General features: G+C 72.9%; 13 protein-coding genes. 10 read left to right on the top strand and 3 right to left on the bottom strand.

What is annotated here, in order from left to right; all coding sequences use genetic code 11:
- Window positions 1-148 precede the first annotated feature (148 nt).
- The 6 genes from M0M48_RS30910 to M0M48_RS21685 all read left to right on the top strand — a co-directional run bounded on the left by M0M48_RS30910 (window position 149) and on the right by M0M48_RS21685 (window position 5,449).
- Window positions 149-1,147, top strand: coding sequence for a BclA C-terminal domain-containing protein (locus M0M48_RS30910; protein WP_308220333.1), 999 nt, complete (start codon window positions 149-151; stop codon window positions 1,145-1,147).
- A 44-nt stretch (window positions 1,148-1,191) separates the two neighbouring features.
- Window positions 1,192-2,277: a tetratricopeptide repeat-containing glycosyltransferase gene (locus M0M48_RS21705; RefSeq protein ID WP_257752713.1), complete on the top strand. Its 1,086-nt coding sequence runs from the start codon at window positions 1,192-1,194 to the stop codon at window positions 2,275-2,277.
- A gap of 281 nt (window positions 2,278-2,558) precedes the next feature.
- Window positions 2,559-3,746 (top strand): elongation factor Tu, encoded by a 1,188-nt coding sequence (gene tuf, locus M0M48_RS21700; protein ID WP_215812538.1) that lies wholly within the window; start codon window positions 2,559-2,561, stop codon window positions 3,744-3,746.
- A gap of 74 nt (window positions 3,747-3,820) precedes the next feature.
- The gene (gene cobB / locus M0M48_RS21695; RefSeq protein ID WP_257752712.1) at window positions 3,821-4,513 is read left to right on the top strand and encodes a Sir2 family NAD+-dependent deacetylase; all 693 of its coding nucleotides are present in this window, start codon (window positions 3,821-3,823) and stop codon (window positions 4,511-4,513) included.
- A 15-nt stretch (window positions 4,514-4,528) separates the two neighbouring features.
- On the top strand, window positions 4,529-4,984 hold the full coding sequence (locus tag M0M48_RS21690; RefSeq protein ID WP_257752711.1) for a MarR family winged helix-turn-helix transcriptional regulator: 456 nt from the start codon (window positions 4,529-4,531) through the stop codon (window positions 4,982-4,984).
- A 75-nt stretch (window positions 4,985-5,059) separates the two neighbouring features.
- Entirely contained in the window at window positions 5,060-5,449 is a 390-nt protein-coding gene (locus tag M0M48_RS21685) for a cupin domain-containing protein (protein ID WP_257752710.1), read from the top strand.
- Between the two features lie 4 nt (window positions 5,450-5,453).
- On the opposite strand, the gene M0M48_RS21680 is transcribed toward M0M48_RS21685, so the two are convergent.
- A complete protein-coding gene (locus M0M48_RS21680) occupies window positions 5,454-6,221 on the bottom strand; it encodes a TetR/AcrR family transcriptional regulator (protein WP_257752709.1) in 768 nt (255 codons plus the stop codon).
- A gap of 120 nt (window positions 6,222-6,341) precedes the next feature.
- Between M0M48_RS21680 and M0M48_RS21675 the strand changes: the two genes are divergently transcribed.
- From M0M48_RS21675 to M0M48_RS21660, 4 genes are all read left to right on the top strand, one after another.
- A complete protein-coding gene (locus tag M0M48_RS21675; protein WP_257752708.1) occupies window positions 6,342-7,625 on the top strand; it encodes a hypothetical protein in 1,284 nt (427 codons plus the stop codon).
- Window positions 7,622-8,128, top strand: a complete 507-nt coding sequence (locus tag M0M48_RS21670) for a hypothetical protein (protein WP_257752707.1) — start codon at window positions 7,622-7,624, stop codon at window positions 8,126-8,128. Before M0M48_RS21675 ends, M0M48_RS21670 begins: the two co-directional genes overlap by 4 nt.
- Before the next feature lie 118 nt (window positions 8,129-8,246).
- Window positions 8,247-10,424, top strand: coding sequence for an MMPL family transporter (locus tag M0M48_RS21665; protein WP_257752706.1), 2,178 nt, complete (start codon window positions 8,247-8,249; stop codon window positions 10,422-10,424).
- Window positions 10,425-10,449: 25 nt separating this feature from the next.
- Window positions 10,450-11,718 carry a serine/threonine-protein kinase gene (locus M0M48_RS21660; RefSeq protein ID WP_215812546.1) on the top strand — a complete coding sequence of 423 codons (1,269 nt, stop codon included), beginning with the start codon at window positions 10,450-10,452 and terminating at the stop codon, window positions 11,716-11,718.
- Here the strand turns inward: M0M48_RS21660 and M0M48_RS21655 are convergent.
- On the bottom strand, window positions 11,619-12,371 hold the full coding sequence (locus tag M0M48_RS21655) for an ABC transporter permease (RefSeq protein WP_215812547.1): 753 nt from the start codon (window positions 12,369-12,371) through the stop codon (window positions 11,619-11,621). The two genes, M0M48_RS21660 and M0M48_RS21655, sit on opposite strands and share 100 nt — an antisense overlap.
- Window positions 12,368-13,396: an ATP-binding cassette domain-containing protein gene (locus tag M0M48_RS21650; RefSeq protein ID WP_257752705.1), complete on the bottom strand. Its 1,029-nt coding sequence runs from the start codon at window positions 13,394-13,396 to the stop codon at window positions 12,368-12,370. Before M0M48_RS21650 ends, M0M48_RS21655 begins: the two co-directional genes overlap by 4 nt.
- Window positions 13,397-13,496: the final 100 nt, after the last annotated feature.

Here is a 13,496-nt window from a genome sequence, read left to right as displayed (position 1 = left end):
CCGGTCCCGCTTGAGAAGGCTTCGCCAGATTCCTCGGATCGGCCGGGCCGGCGCCGATGGGGCGCTCGGGCAGCGACGGTGCTGCCCGCTGCGTTCTCACCCCCTAGGGCCAGGCTCCCGGGTCCGTTTCGCCGAGGAATTCATGCTGATGAACAAGAAATGGCGCCAGGTAGGCCTCTACTCCGTCTCCGTCATGGCCACGACCGCGGCCACGCTGCTCCCGAGCGTCCCGGCCTCGGCCGACGTCGCGTCGGCGGCGCCCAAGGTCAAGCAGGTCATCGGTTGCTACGACCGGGACACCGGCGCGCTGCGCCTGGTCCAGAAGAACGGCCGCTGGCTGGTCAACGGCGCCGAGCGCCGCTGCCAGGCCGGCGAGCGCCAGATCAAGTGGCGCATCGGTACGACGGGCGTCAGCGTGCCCGGTGCCCAGGGCGAGCGGGGCGCCACCGGTGCCACCGGCGCTCAGGGCGCCACCGGTGCCAACGGCACCCCGGGGGCGACCGGCCTCCAGGGCGTCCAGGGCGCCACCGGAGCGATCGGCGCCACCGGCCCGATCGGCCCGACGGGTGCCACCGGCGCGACCGGCGCCACCGGCACGGACGGCTCGGACGGCGCCACCGGCGCGACCGGCTTCGACGGCAACGACGGCTTCGACGGCGCCACCGGCGCGACCGGCCCGACGGGTGCCACCGGCCCGACCGGCCCGACCGGCCCGACCGGCATCGCGGGCGTCGACGGCGCGGGCGTCGCGCCCGCCTATGGCTCGTACGCGAACAACTCCGGCGGGGTCATCGCGGTCGTGCTCGGCGGCACGAGCATCCCGTTCCCGACCACGACCGCGTCGCACGACGTCGTGGTCGACGGCACGAGCACCCAGTTCACGGTCGCCACGGCCGGTGACTACCAGGTGTCGTTCCGGGTCCAGAGCAACGCCGGGTTGCTGGCGAGCGTCCGGGCGCGACTCAACGGTGCGCCCGTGGCCTCGCTCGACGACGGGACTGTCGTGTCGACCAGCAGCTGGGGCGGCTCTGCGGTGCTGACCCTCGCCGCGGGTGACACGATCTCGGTCGAGGCCTACGGCCTGCTCGGCGCGCTGGCGCTCGACACTGGCACCGGCGCGAGCCTGCAGCTCGTCCGGGTCGGCTGACCCACCGCGGAGAGCGAACCACCAGGTCCACGGAGGGAGCACGCGTGCCGGGCATCGGCTTGATGATGATCGTCAAGGACGAGGCGCACGTGATCCGGCGCTGCCTCGACAGCGTGCGTCCCTTCGTGGACTGGTGGGTCGTCGCCGACACCGGGTCGAGCGACGGCACCCAGGACCTCGTCCGCGAGGCCCTGGCCGGGATCCCCGGTGAGCTGGTCGAGCGGCCGTGGGTCGACTTCGGCCACAACCGGCAGGAGGTGCTCGACCTCGCCCGGGCCAGCGCCCACCGTGGCGCCGGTGACTACGCCCTGTGGATCGACGCCGACGAGCAGCTGCGCGACCTGCCGCCGGTCCGGCCCGCGCTGACCGCGTCGGGCTACCACCTCCCGGTGGCGTACGGCGACGCGCGCTATGCCCGGCTGTGCCTGGTCCGGCTGGAGGACCCGTGGCGGTGGAACGGACCGATCCACGAGTACCTCGACCTGCCGGGCGCCGCGCTCGGCACCCTCGACGCACCGGGCGTGCTGGTCCGGCACGACGGCGCCCGGGCCGGCGACCCGGACACCTACCGCAAGGACGCCGCCCTCATCGAGCGGGCGCTGCGCGTGGACCCGGACTCCCCGCGGCTGCAGTTCTACCTCGCCCAGTCCTGGCGCGACGCCGGGGAGCCGGAGCGGGCGCTCGCGGCCTATGCGGTGCGGATCGCCAACCCCGCGGGCTGGGACCAGGAGCGCTGGTGCGCGCGGTTCGAGTCCGCCCGCCTGCGGGAGCGGCTCGGTGCGCCGGTCGACCAGGTCGTCGACGCCTTCCTGGCGGCGTTCCAGGCCTGCCCCTGGCGGGCCGAGGCCCTCGTCGAGGCGGCCCGCCTGGAGCGCGCCCGGGAGCGCTACGAGGTCGCGCTCCTCTATGCCCGGGCCGCAGCCGCGCTGCCCATGCCCGGGGGTGAGGCGCTGTTCGTCGACGCCCCGACCTACACCTGGCGCGCCTGGGACGAGGTCGCGGTGAGCGCCTACTGGACCGGCCGGTACGACGAGGGGCTGGCCGCCGCGGAGCGCGCGCTCGCCGTACGCCCGGACGACGAGCGGCTGCGCGCCAACGTCGCGTGGTGCCGCCAGGGCCTGGCCGGCTGAGCCGCCGGGAATCCGGTGGAACGCCGCGGTGTTGCTGCCTATCGTGATCCGCATGTTCGCCGCCACCACCGCGCTCCCGGCAGTCCTGCCGGTCGCAGCGCGCTGCGCCGGTGCCGCGAACCTGTCGTTCTCGCTCGCCGGCGCGCGACGCTGACCCTCCTCCCGCCCCAGCGGGACCGAAGGAGGAGGGTCGGTTCCACCCGGTCCCGGGCGCGAGCGGTCTGGCACGCCCTCGCCCACGTCGTACGCCGACGAACCACCAGCAAGGAAGCAGAACCACCATGGCCAAGGGCCAGTTCGTGCGGACCAAGCCGCACCTCAACATCGGGACGATGGGTCACGTCGACCACGGCAAGACCACGCTGACCGCAGCGATCACCAAGGTGCTCGCCGACGCCGACCCGACCCAGAACACCTTCGTCGCCTTCGACGGGATCGACCGCGCTCCCGAGGAGGTCCAGCGGGGGATCACGATCAACATCGCGCACGTGGAGTACGAGACGGCGACCCGTCACTACGCCCACGTCGACATGCCGGGGCACGCCGACTACGTGAAGAACATGATCACCGGCGCCGCCCAGGTGGACGCCGCGATCCTCGTCGTCTCCGCGCAGGAGGGCACCATGCCCCAGACCCGCGAGCACGTGCTGCTGGCGCAGCGCGTCGGGGTGCCGTACCTCGTCGTCGCGCTCAACAAGTCGGACGCCGTCGAGGACGACGAGCTGCTCGACCTGGTCGAGCTCGAGATGCGCGAGCTGCTCAGCGAGTACGGCTTCCCCGGCGACGAGGTGCCCGTGGTGCGGGTCTCCGCGCTCAAGGCGCTCGAGGGCGACCCGCGCTGGACCCGGTCGGTCGGCGACCTGCTCCAGGCGGTCGACGACTACGTGCCGGTCCCTGAGCGCGAGCTCGGGGAGCCGTTCCTGATGCCGATCGAGAACGTGCTCACCATCAGTGGGCGCGGCACGGTCGTCACCGGCGCGGTCGAGCGCGGTTCGCTGCGTGCGGGGGAGGCGGTCGAGGTCGTCGGGCTCGGTCCGACGGTCGCGAGCGTGGCGACCGGGCTGGAGACGTTCGGCAAGACGCTGGACGAGGTCCAGGCCGGCGACAACGCGGCCATCCTCCTGCGCGGCGTACGACGTGAGGAGGTCCGGCGTGGCCAGGTGCTGGTCGCGCCCGGCTCGGTCACGCCGCACGCCCGGTTCCGGGCGAACCTGCACGCGCTGAGCACGGCCGAGGGTGGCCGGCACACGCCGTTCGCGGCGGACTACCGCCCGCAGTTCTACTTCCGCACGACCGACGTGTCGGGCGGGATGGACCTGGGGGAGGTCGCCGTCGTCGCGCCGGGCGACACCGTCGAGGTCGTCGTCGAGCTCGGCAAGCCGGTCGCGATGGAGGTCGGGCTCGGGTTCGCCGTCCGTGAGGGCGGCCGGACCGTCGCGGCGGGCACGGTCGTCGCGCTGCTCGACTGAGCGATCCGGCGCCGGGACGGTCTGGGGCACGGACGGGTGACGGCGGTCACCAGCGAGGCAGGTAGCCTCCGTTCGTGCCTCAGATCGTCGTCCTCACCGGTGCCGGCATCTCCGCGGAGAGCGGCGTACCGACGTTCCGGGACGCCGACGGGCTCTGGGAGGGCCACCGGGTCGAGGACGTGGCGACGCCCGAGGGCTTCGACCGCGACCGGGCCACGGTGCAGCGCTTCTACGACGACCGGCGCGCGGCGCTGCGGACCGTCGAGCCCAATGCGGCGCACCGCGCGCTGGCCGAGCTCGAGGAGACGCTCGGCGAGGGGCTGCTCGTCGTCACCCAGAACATCGACGACCTCCACGAGCGGGCCGGATCGCGCAACGTCGTGCACATGCACGGCGAGCTGCTCAAGGCGATGTGCCGCTCCTGCGGCGCGATCGTGCCGTGGGACGGCACCCTCGCGGACGAGCCGGTCTGCCCGAAGTGCGGCGTGGCCGACCTGCGCCCGGACGTCGTCTGGTTCGGCGAGGTGCCCTACGAGATGGACCGGATCGCGGACGCGCTCTCGGACGCCTCGCTGTTCGTCTCGGTCGGGACGTCGGGCGCGGTCTACCCCGCCGCCGGCTTCGTCCAGCACGCGCGCCGGCACGGCGCCCGGACGCTCGAGCTCAACCTGGAGCCGAGCGAGGGCAGCCACTTCTTCCACGAGTCGCGCCAGGGCAAGGCGGGCGAGCTGGTGCCGGCCTGGGTGCGCGAGGTGTTCTGGGGCTGATGGGCTGATGGGCTGATGGCTGAGCCGAACCTCGGGATGCAGTTCGCCTTCGCCTTCCGGGCGTTGGCCGACCGGCACGCCGAGGTGCTCGCGGAGCTGCTCGGCGAGGAGCTCAAGCCCGCCCATGCCTACCTGCTGCGCGCGGTGGCCGGGGCGCCGTACAGCGTCGGGGGGCTGGCCGAGCTGCTCCAGGTGACCAAGCAGGCGGCGAGCCAGATGGTCGACCTGCTCGAGGGCCGGGGACTGGTGGCGCGCGCGGTCAACCCGACCGACCGGCGAGCGCGCGAGGTGACCGCGACCGACCGCGGCCGGTCCGTGCTCGCGACGGCCGACCAGGCCTGGCGCACGGTCGAGGACGAGGTGGCGGGGACGGTCGGGGCGCGCCGGTACGCCGCGCTGACCGAGGCGCTCGCCACCTACCTGGCCGTGGCGCCCCCGGCGCCCGCGGGCGGGGTGCGCCCGGTCTGGTGATCGTCAATCTGCTTGACCATTCCGTGCGGCCGCCGTACGTTGATGGTCAAGCAACTTGACCATCTGGAGGCCCCTGTGCGCATCACCCGCCCCGCCGAGCAGCGCGTCTCGGCCACCCCCAACGCCGTCATGACCACGCTCGCCTCGCCGACGCTGAGCGCGACCGCGGACCTCAGCGTCTGGAGGGTCGCGATGAGCGCGGGTCAGCAGGGTCCGCGCCACCTCTTCGACGTAGAGCAGGTCTGGGTGGTGCTCGCCGGGGAGCCGACGGTCGCCGGCGACGGCGCCGAGGAGCGACTGGCGCCCGGGGACGCGGTGACCTTCCCGGCCGGTGTGCAGCGCCGGATCGCGGCCGGTGCCGACGACGTGGAGTTCCTGGTGTGCGGCGCCGGCCGCGGCCGGGCCGTGCCGATCGCCGACGAGGGGACGCCGGGCGAGCCCGTCCTCCCGCCGTGGGTGGCGTGAGGGATCAGGCCGGCGTCCGGGCCAGCTCCTCGTCGATGATCGCGGTCAGCCGGGCGCGCTCGCCGTCGAGGCCCAGTGGTCCCAGCCAGTCGAGGATGACGGCCCGGAACAGCTGGCCCGAGGCGATCACGCGCGGGTCGCAGTGGCCCGTCGACTCGAGCGTGACCACGCCGTACAGGGCCGACCAGGCGCGCATGTAGATCCACAGCAGGCCGCGCTCGGCCGGGGCGATGTGCTCGGCCTTGGCCGGGATCAGCGGGTCGAGGACGGACTCGCGGATGACCGGGTCGAGCTCGTCGAGGCGGGGGTAGGGGAAGCGGTACTTCTCCCAGATGTCCCAGAGCAGGTCGGTGAAGTAGTGCCCGGATGTGGCCAGGGTGAGCAGCTCGCGGCGCTCGGTGTCGGCCTCGGCGATGGGGTTGGCGAAGACCAGCGCGAACTGGTGCGGCCGGGACAGTGCCCAGTGCCGGAAGCGGACGCAGGCGACCGCGAGCCGGCCCGCCGGGTCGTCCTCGGGGAACCGCGCCGCGGCCTGCTCCCACTCCGCCGTCGCCGCCTTGTCGAGCTCGAAGGCGACGAGGTCGACGAGCTGCTGGTAGCTCGCGACGTAGCGGTAGAGCGCCGGAGCCGTCATCCCCATCCGCCCCGCGACCGCGCGCAGGGACAGGTCGGCGCCCTCGTCGAGCAGCGCGGAGGAGACCTCCACGATCTCGTCGTACGTCGCCTGGCGCTGGCGTTCGCGCCGGGTGACCGGTGCGCGGAGATGGGCCATGGGTGCTCCCTCGAGAGTGACAGGCTGACACCATAGTTTACGTCGTTAGCGGTCGGCGCCCGGGAAGTCGGGCCGTGCGGCACTGGGTTCCGGGTCACCGGGCACCGCAGCCTCGGGGCCATGCGATATTCCCGCTTACTCCGCGCGAGCGCACTCCTCGCGCTCCCCCTCCTGGTCGCGGCGGCCCCCCTGCCGGCCGCACCGGCCGCGGCAGCCGCGGCCGGCGCCGCGGCGCCCGCGAGCCTGGGCACGATCGTCTACCTCAAGGGCCACGACGTGTACGTCGCCCGCCCGGACGGCTCCGGCGAGCGCCGGCTGACCACCAACGGCACCTCCGCGAACCCGTGGCGTTCTCCGAGCAGCGCCGACAACGGCATCGTCGTCGCCGCGCGCGGCAGCGTCGTCTACCGGATGGACCAGTGGGGCACGGTGCTCAGCTCGTTCGACCCGCCGGACCTGCGCGACTCCTCGAAGCAGCCGATCGGCGGCACGATCGCGGACACCACGATCTCGCCCGACGGCTCCAAGATCACCTACACCTACGAGCACTTCACCTGCCCGCCCGACGGCAGCGCCTGCCGGGAGCGCTGGGTGACGGCCGTCAGCGCCGCGACCGTGCTGACGCCGGCGACCCAGCAGGGGGTGGCGTTCTACGACAACCCGTCGTGGGTGACCGGCAGCCGGCTCGTCCTCAACGGCACCGACTTCGACTCGATCCACCTCTTCGACCTGGCGCGCCAGCAGCAGTTCTGGTTCCACGACGCGCAGTCGTCCACCGACTTCCACCCGCTCTTCGAGCCGACCGTCTCGCGCGACGGCACCGCGTTCGCGTCGACGCGCGGTGAGGGCGGCGAGGCGCACATCATGATCTCGAGCGTCAACGGCAACGTGCTCAGCGGTCCCCGGCCGACCTGGCCGACCCAGCAGTGCTGGACCGGCGTTACGAGCGCGGAGTTCGCCAGTCCGACCTTCGCGCCCGACAGCAGCGCGCTGGCCTGGGCCGGGCCGGGCGGCGTCTGGGTCAAGGACGACCCGCTCGATTGCTCGGTCCAGGAGACGCTCGCCGTTCCTGGTGCCCGGGCCCCGTACTGGAGCAACGCCGCGCTGCAGAGCACCCGGCCGACCCATCGCTTCGCGGTGCAGGCGGCGCCGAGCATCAAGGCGCCCCGCGCGGTGCGTCCCGGGGTGCGACTCGCGGCGCGGCCCGGGACCTGGAGCCCGCAGCCGACGTCGCTGCGCTACCAGTGGCTACGCGACGGCCGGGCGATCCCGCGGGCGACCGCGGCGACGTACAAGGTCAAGAAGGCCGACCGCCGGCACCGGTTGAGCGTGCGGGTGAGCGTGGCGCGCGCGGGCTTCCAGAACGCCGTGGCGACCAGCCGGATCGTGAAGGTGCGCCGATGAGGACCGCGCTCGCCGCCGCCCTGGCGGCCCTCGCCCTGATCGCCGCCGGGTGCGGCGACGACGACACCGAGCCCACCCCGGGCGCCGACGGTGGCGGCCCGGCCGTCACCGAGGACGGGGGTGGGGACGGCGGTGGGGACGGCGGCGACGACGTCCTCGGCGACGTCCCCGAGGAATGCAAGGAGCCGTTCCCGCTGGCGATCGGCACGCCCGACCTCGGCGACGTCACGCTGCTGCCCGACGGCTTCCCGGACCCGCCGGTCGAGGCGGTCCTCTGCCTGACCAGCGAGACCATCGGCGGGCAGAACGAGACCGCCTCCTACGCCACCGAGGCCTCCGAGGAGGAGGTCCTGGCCGGCTACGAGAGCGCGCTCGCCTCGTTCGAGGCGACCCGGGAGACCGACGGCATCGGCCGGTCGATCGTGACCGCGACGGCCGGCGACGTCTTCGTCCAGGTGACACCGCAGGACGGCGGCTTCGTGATCGCCTTCGCCCGCGGCTGAGCCGACCCTGGCTCGGGGCGTGGCAGTGATGCGTTGACACGATCGTTAACGGCGTTTACCGTTATGCCTGTTAACTGACCTGATCCCGCATCACTGCTGCGCCTTCGGAGGACTGACCATGATCGAGCGATGGGGCGCCCTGGTCGTGCGCCGTGCGGTGGCCGTGCTGCTGGTCGGGCTGGGCGTCACCGCCCTGGCCGCCCTGGCCGGCGTCGGCCTGGAGGACAAGCTCGCCGCCGGCGGCTTCGACGACCCGGGCACCGAGTCGGCCCGCGAGCTGGTCCAGGAGCGGGCCGCCTTCGGCAACCGCTCCATCGACACGATCGTCCTGTTCTCCAGCGACGACGCGACCGTCTCGGACCCCGCCTTCGAGGCCGAGGTACGCCGTACGGTCGCGGCGATCCCGCAGGACAGCGTCGTCTCCGTCGCCACCTGGTACGACGTGCAGGACCCCGCGATGGTCAGCACCGACCGGCACGCGACGGCCGTCTACGTCTCGCTCGCCGGCAGCAGCCAGAACGACTTCATCGACTCGTTCGACGAGCTGCGCCCGGCGGTCGAGAAGAGCACGCTGCACACCGAGCTCGCCGGACCGTACGCCGTCTACAGCGACGTCAACGAGGAGACGAAGTCCGACCTCCTGCGCGCCGAGCTGGTCTCGATGCCGGTCGTGCTGCTGCTCTCGCTCATCATCTTCCGCAGCGTGGTCGCCGCGCTGATGCCCCTGCTCGTCGGCGCGGTCGCGGTGCTGGGCGCCCGCGCCACGATCGCCGGGCTCAACGAGCTCGTCGACGTCTCGATCTTCGCGCCCAACATCATCACGCTGCTCGGGCTGGGCCTGGCGATCGACTACGCGCTCTTCGTGGTCTCCCGCTTCCGCGAGGAGATCGCCCGCACTCCCGACGACACCCGGCGGGCGCTGGTGCGCACGATGGCGACCGCCGGCCGGACCGTCGCCTTCTCCGCGCTCACCGTCGCCGCGGCGATGAGCTCGCTCCTCGTCTTCCCCCAGACCTTCCTCAAGTCCATCGGGTACGGCGGCATCGCGGCCGTGCTCATCGCGATGGTCGCCGCGCTCACGGTGCTGCCGGCCGCGCTCGCCCTGCTCGGCGCCCGGATCGACGCGGTCCGGATCCCGTTCCTGCAGCGCTCGACGCCCACCGAGAGCGACCACGGCGCCTGGGCCCGGCTGGCCCGCGCGGTGATGCGCCGCCCGGTCGTGGTGGCCGTGGCGGTCGCGGCGATCCTGCTCGCCGTCGCCTCGCCCTTCCTCGGGGTCAAGTGGGGCAGCGTCGACTACCGGGTGCTGCCGGACGACACCCCGTCGCACCAGGCCTCCGAGCGGCTCAACAGCGAGTTCGGCCCGGAGCGCTCGACCGCCAACATCCTGGTCGAGGGCGCCGACGAGAGCGCGCTGGCGACGTACACGCGGGGGCTGGAGCAGGTCCCCGGCGTCGTCGACGTCCGTCCCGTCGTGAGCGAGGGCGGCACCACGCTGCTGCGCGCCGCGTGGGACGGCAACAGCCAGACCGAGGCCTCCCAGCAGGTGGTCCGCGACCTGCGCGACGTCCCGGCGCCGGAGGGCTCCGAGGCGCTCGTCGGCGGGCTCACCGCCGACACCGTCGACCTCGCCCAGTCGGTCGGCGACCACCTGCCGCTCATGGGCCTGATCGTGGTCGGCGTGATGCTGGTGCTGCTGTTCCTCGCCTTCGGCTCGGTGATCCTGCCGCTCAAGGCGATCTTGATGAACGCCTTCTCGATCACCGCGTCCTTCGGCGTCGTCACCTGGATCTTCAGCGACGGCCACCTGTCCGGGCTGCTGGGGTTCACGCCCCAGGGCTTCCTCGACATGACCAACCCGATCGTGATGCTGGCCGTGCTCTTCGGGCTGTCGATGGACTACGAGGTGTTCCTGCTGTCCCGGGTGCGCGAGCAGTGGGACGCGACCGGCGACAACGACCTCGCCGTGCAGACCGGTGTGCAGAAGACCGGCCGGATCATCACCAGCGCCGCGCTCCTGCTCGCCGTCGTGATCGGGGCGTTCAGCCTCAGCGGCGTGGTGTTCATGAAGATGATGGGCCTCGGCATGCTCGTCGCGATCCTGGTCGACGCGACCGTCGTCCGGGCGCTGCTGGTGCCGGCCACGATGAAGCTCCTCGGCCGCTGGAACTGGTGGGCGCCCGCACCCCTGGCCCGCTGGTGGGACCGGCACGGCTTCCGCGAGGGCGGCGGCCCGGACGACGACGCCGGCAGCGCGTCCTCCGGCGAGCGGGAGCCGGTGCCTGCGGGCGCCTGACATCTCCGTCCGGTAAAACGGAGGGGTGTCCTTCCCGCAGCCGCCCGGCGACCTCGGCCCGGGCGCCCGGATCGGGCGCTTCCGGCTGATCGAGCAGCTCGGTCAGGGCGGCATGGGGGTGGTCTACCGGGCGCTCGAGGAGAACCTCGGCCGCGAGGTCGCGCTCAAGGTGATCGCGCCGCTGTTCGCCCACGACCCCGAGTTCCGCGCCCGGTTCACCCGCGAGGCGCGGGCCCAGGCCTCGCTGGAGTCGGCCCACGTGGTCGCGGTCTACGCCCACGGCGAGGAGGACGGCTACCTCTACCTCGCCAGCCAGCTCATCCCCGGCGGCGACCTCGGGCACCTGATCCGGACCGAGGGCACGCCCTCGCTGGTCGAGGGGCTCGAGATCATCGAGCAGGTCACCAGCGGCCTGGCCGACGCCCACGACGCCGGACTCGTGCACCGCGACATCAAGCCCGGCAACGTCCTGGTCCGGCGCCGGCCCGGTTCGGTGCGGGCCTACCTCGCCGACTTCGGCATCGCGCGGCGGATGAACGCCGACGCCACCCTGTTCAGCACGACGACCGCGGGGACGCCGACGTACATGGCGCCCGAGCTGCACGGGGGCGCCCGGGCGGGCGCGGTGACCGACATCTACGCGCTGGGCTGCCTGCTGTGGGTGGCGCTGACCGGGGCGCCGCCGTACCAGGGGCGGTCGGACTACCAGCTCGTCGCGGCCCACGTGCGCGAGCCGGTGCCCCAGCTGGCCGGCGGCAGCCCGATGGTGCACGCGGCCAACCGGATCCTGCGCACGGCGATGGCCAAGGAGCCGGGCGAGCGCTACCAGCGGGCGGCCGAGATGAGCGCGGACCTGCAGGCGGCGCTGCGGCTGCCGGTGACGCCCGGACCGGCGACGCCGGTCGTGGGTGGGCCGACCGCGGTGCGGCCTCCGGCCCGACCACCGAGCCCGCCGCCCGTGCGTGCGCCTGCTCCTGCTCCGGCGGCGCCTCCGGTCTATGCGCCGCCGCCGGCCTACCTGTCGGCGCCGGCTCCGGGACCCGCCCGGCGCGGCACCGGCACCGGAAAGTGGTGGCTGCTGATGATCGTCGCGGCGCTGGCCGCCGCGGCGATCGGCGTCGGCCTCGCGCTGCTCCTGCGCGACGAGCCCGGCGCCTCGGGCGCGCCCCCGGGCGGGCCGGGGGCGCGCTCAGCTCAGGCGTTCTCCTTCTTGAACACCGAGGTGCCCCACCAGACGGCGAGCCCGAAGAGCACGACCGTCCAGCCGACACCCCACAGCAGCGAGCTGTCGTAGTCGCCGAAGAACGAGGCCCGCACGGCGTCGACGATGTGCTTGATCGGCATGAAGTCCGAGAGCCGCTCGAGCCAGCCGGCGCCGAAGCTCATCGGGAGCAGGATGCCGCTGAGCAGCAGTACCGGCATCATCACGACGTTGATGACCGGCGCCATCACGTCCTCGCTCTTGGTGGTGAGCGCGAGTGCGTTGGACGCCGCGGCGCAGGCGCCGCCGAGCATCAGGGTGAGCACGACGCCGAGCACGATGCCGCCGAAGGAGGCGTCCATGCCGAGCACCAGACCCAGGCCGATCAGGATGACGGCCTGCACGAACAGCTGGAGCAGGTCGCGGTAGAGGCGCCCGAAGAGCAGCGCGGAGCGGTGGGCCGGGGTGACCCGCTCGGCCTCGATGACGCCCTCGCGCCACTCGCCGATGAGCGAGAAGCCGGCGAAGAAGGCGCCGAAGATGCCGAGCTGGACGAGCATGCCCGGCACGAACCAGGTGTACTTGTTGCCGCCGAGCTGGGCGATGACCGGCTCGAGCAGCGGGCCGAAGAGCAGCAGGTAGAGGACCGGCTGGAGCATCCCGATGATCACCCACGCGGGATTGCGCAGGTTCATCCGGAGCTGGCGGTTGAAGACGATCCAGGACTCGCGGAAGAAGGTGTTCATGCCGGGGCTCCTTCGGTGGTCGCGGCGTCGGCGGCCTCGTCGGGGCTCTCCTTGGCCTCGGCCGCGGCCTCGGCGTCGCGCAGCGAGCGCCCGGTGAGGGTGAGGAAGACGTCGTCGAGCGTGGGCCGGACGATCTCGATCGACTCGAGCGAGACGCCGGAGGTCTCCAGGTCGCGCAGCAGGCCGGGCACGGCCTTGCCGGCGCGCGCCACCCGGCCGCGGACCCGGCGGCCGTCGACCTCGACGTCCGCGCTGATCGAGCCGAGCTTGTCGCGGGTGATCGCGACCTGCTCGTCGGAGCCGACCTCGAGGTCGACCAGGTCGCCGGCGACGGCGGCCTTGAGGTTGTCGGCGGTGTCGCTGGCCACGATCTCGCCCTTGTCGATGATCACGATCCGGTCGGCCAGCGCGTCGGCCTCGTCGAGGTAGTGCGTGGTCAGGAAGACGGTCGCGCCGTCCTTGGCCCGCAGGTCGGCGATGTGGTGCCACAGGTTGATCCGCGCCTGCGGGTCGAGCCCGGTGGTCGGCTCGTCGAGGAAGACCAGTCCGGGGGAGTGGATGAGCGCCATCGCGATGTCGAGGCGGCGCTTCTGGCCGCCGGACATGTTCTTGGGCATCCGGCGCCACAGGCCCTCGAGCTGGAGCTTGTCGAAGAGCTCCTGGCCCTTGGCCACGGCGGCCTTCTTGGACATCCCGTAGAGCATGCCGTGGTCGACGACCTCGTCGCCGGCGTAGGCACCGGAGAAGGTCGAGCCGACCTGGGAGCAGTAGCCGATGCTGCGCCGGACGTCGACGGCCTGGGTCGCGACGTCGAAGCCGGCCACGGTCGCGGTGCCCGCGGTCGGGCGCAGCAGTGTGGTGAGCATGCGCAGCGTCGTGGTCTTGCCGGCGCCGTTGGGGCCGAGGAAGCCGACGACCTCGCCCTCCGCGACGTCGAGGTCGACGCCGCGCACGGCGTGGACCTCGCGCTTCTGCTTGCCCTGTCCGGTGTGGAAGGTCTGCACGAGTCCTCGTGCTTCGATCATCTCGATCCCCTCGTAGTCAAGGTTGAATATGGCGAGTATTCAAGATTGAACACAGCGCTGTCAATCGGCGCCGCGCAGCCCGCCACCCCCAGCACAGACC

The organism is Pimelobacter simplex (genome assembly GCF_024662235.1).
Taxonomy (GTDB): Bacteria; Actinomycetota; Actinomycetes; order Propionibacteriales; family Nocardioidaceae; genus Nocardioides.
This window is presented reverse-complemented; position numbering and strand designations above follow the sequence as displayed.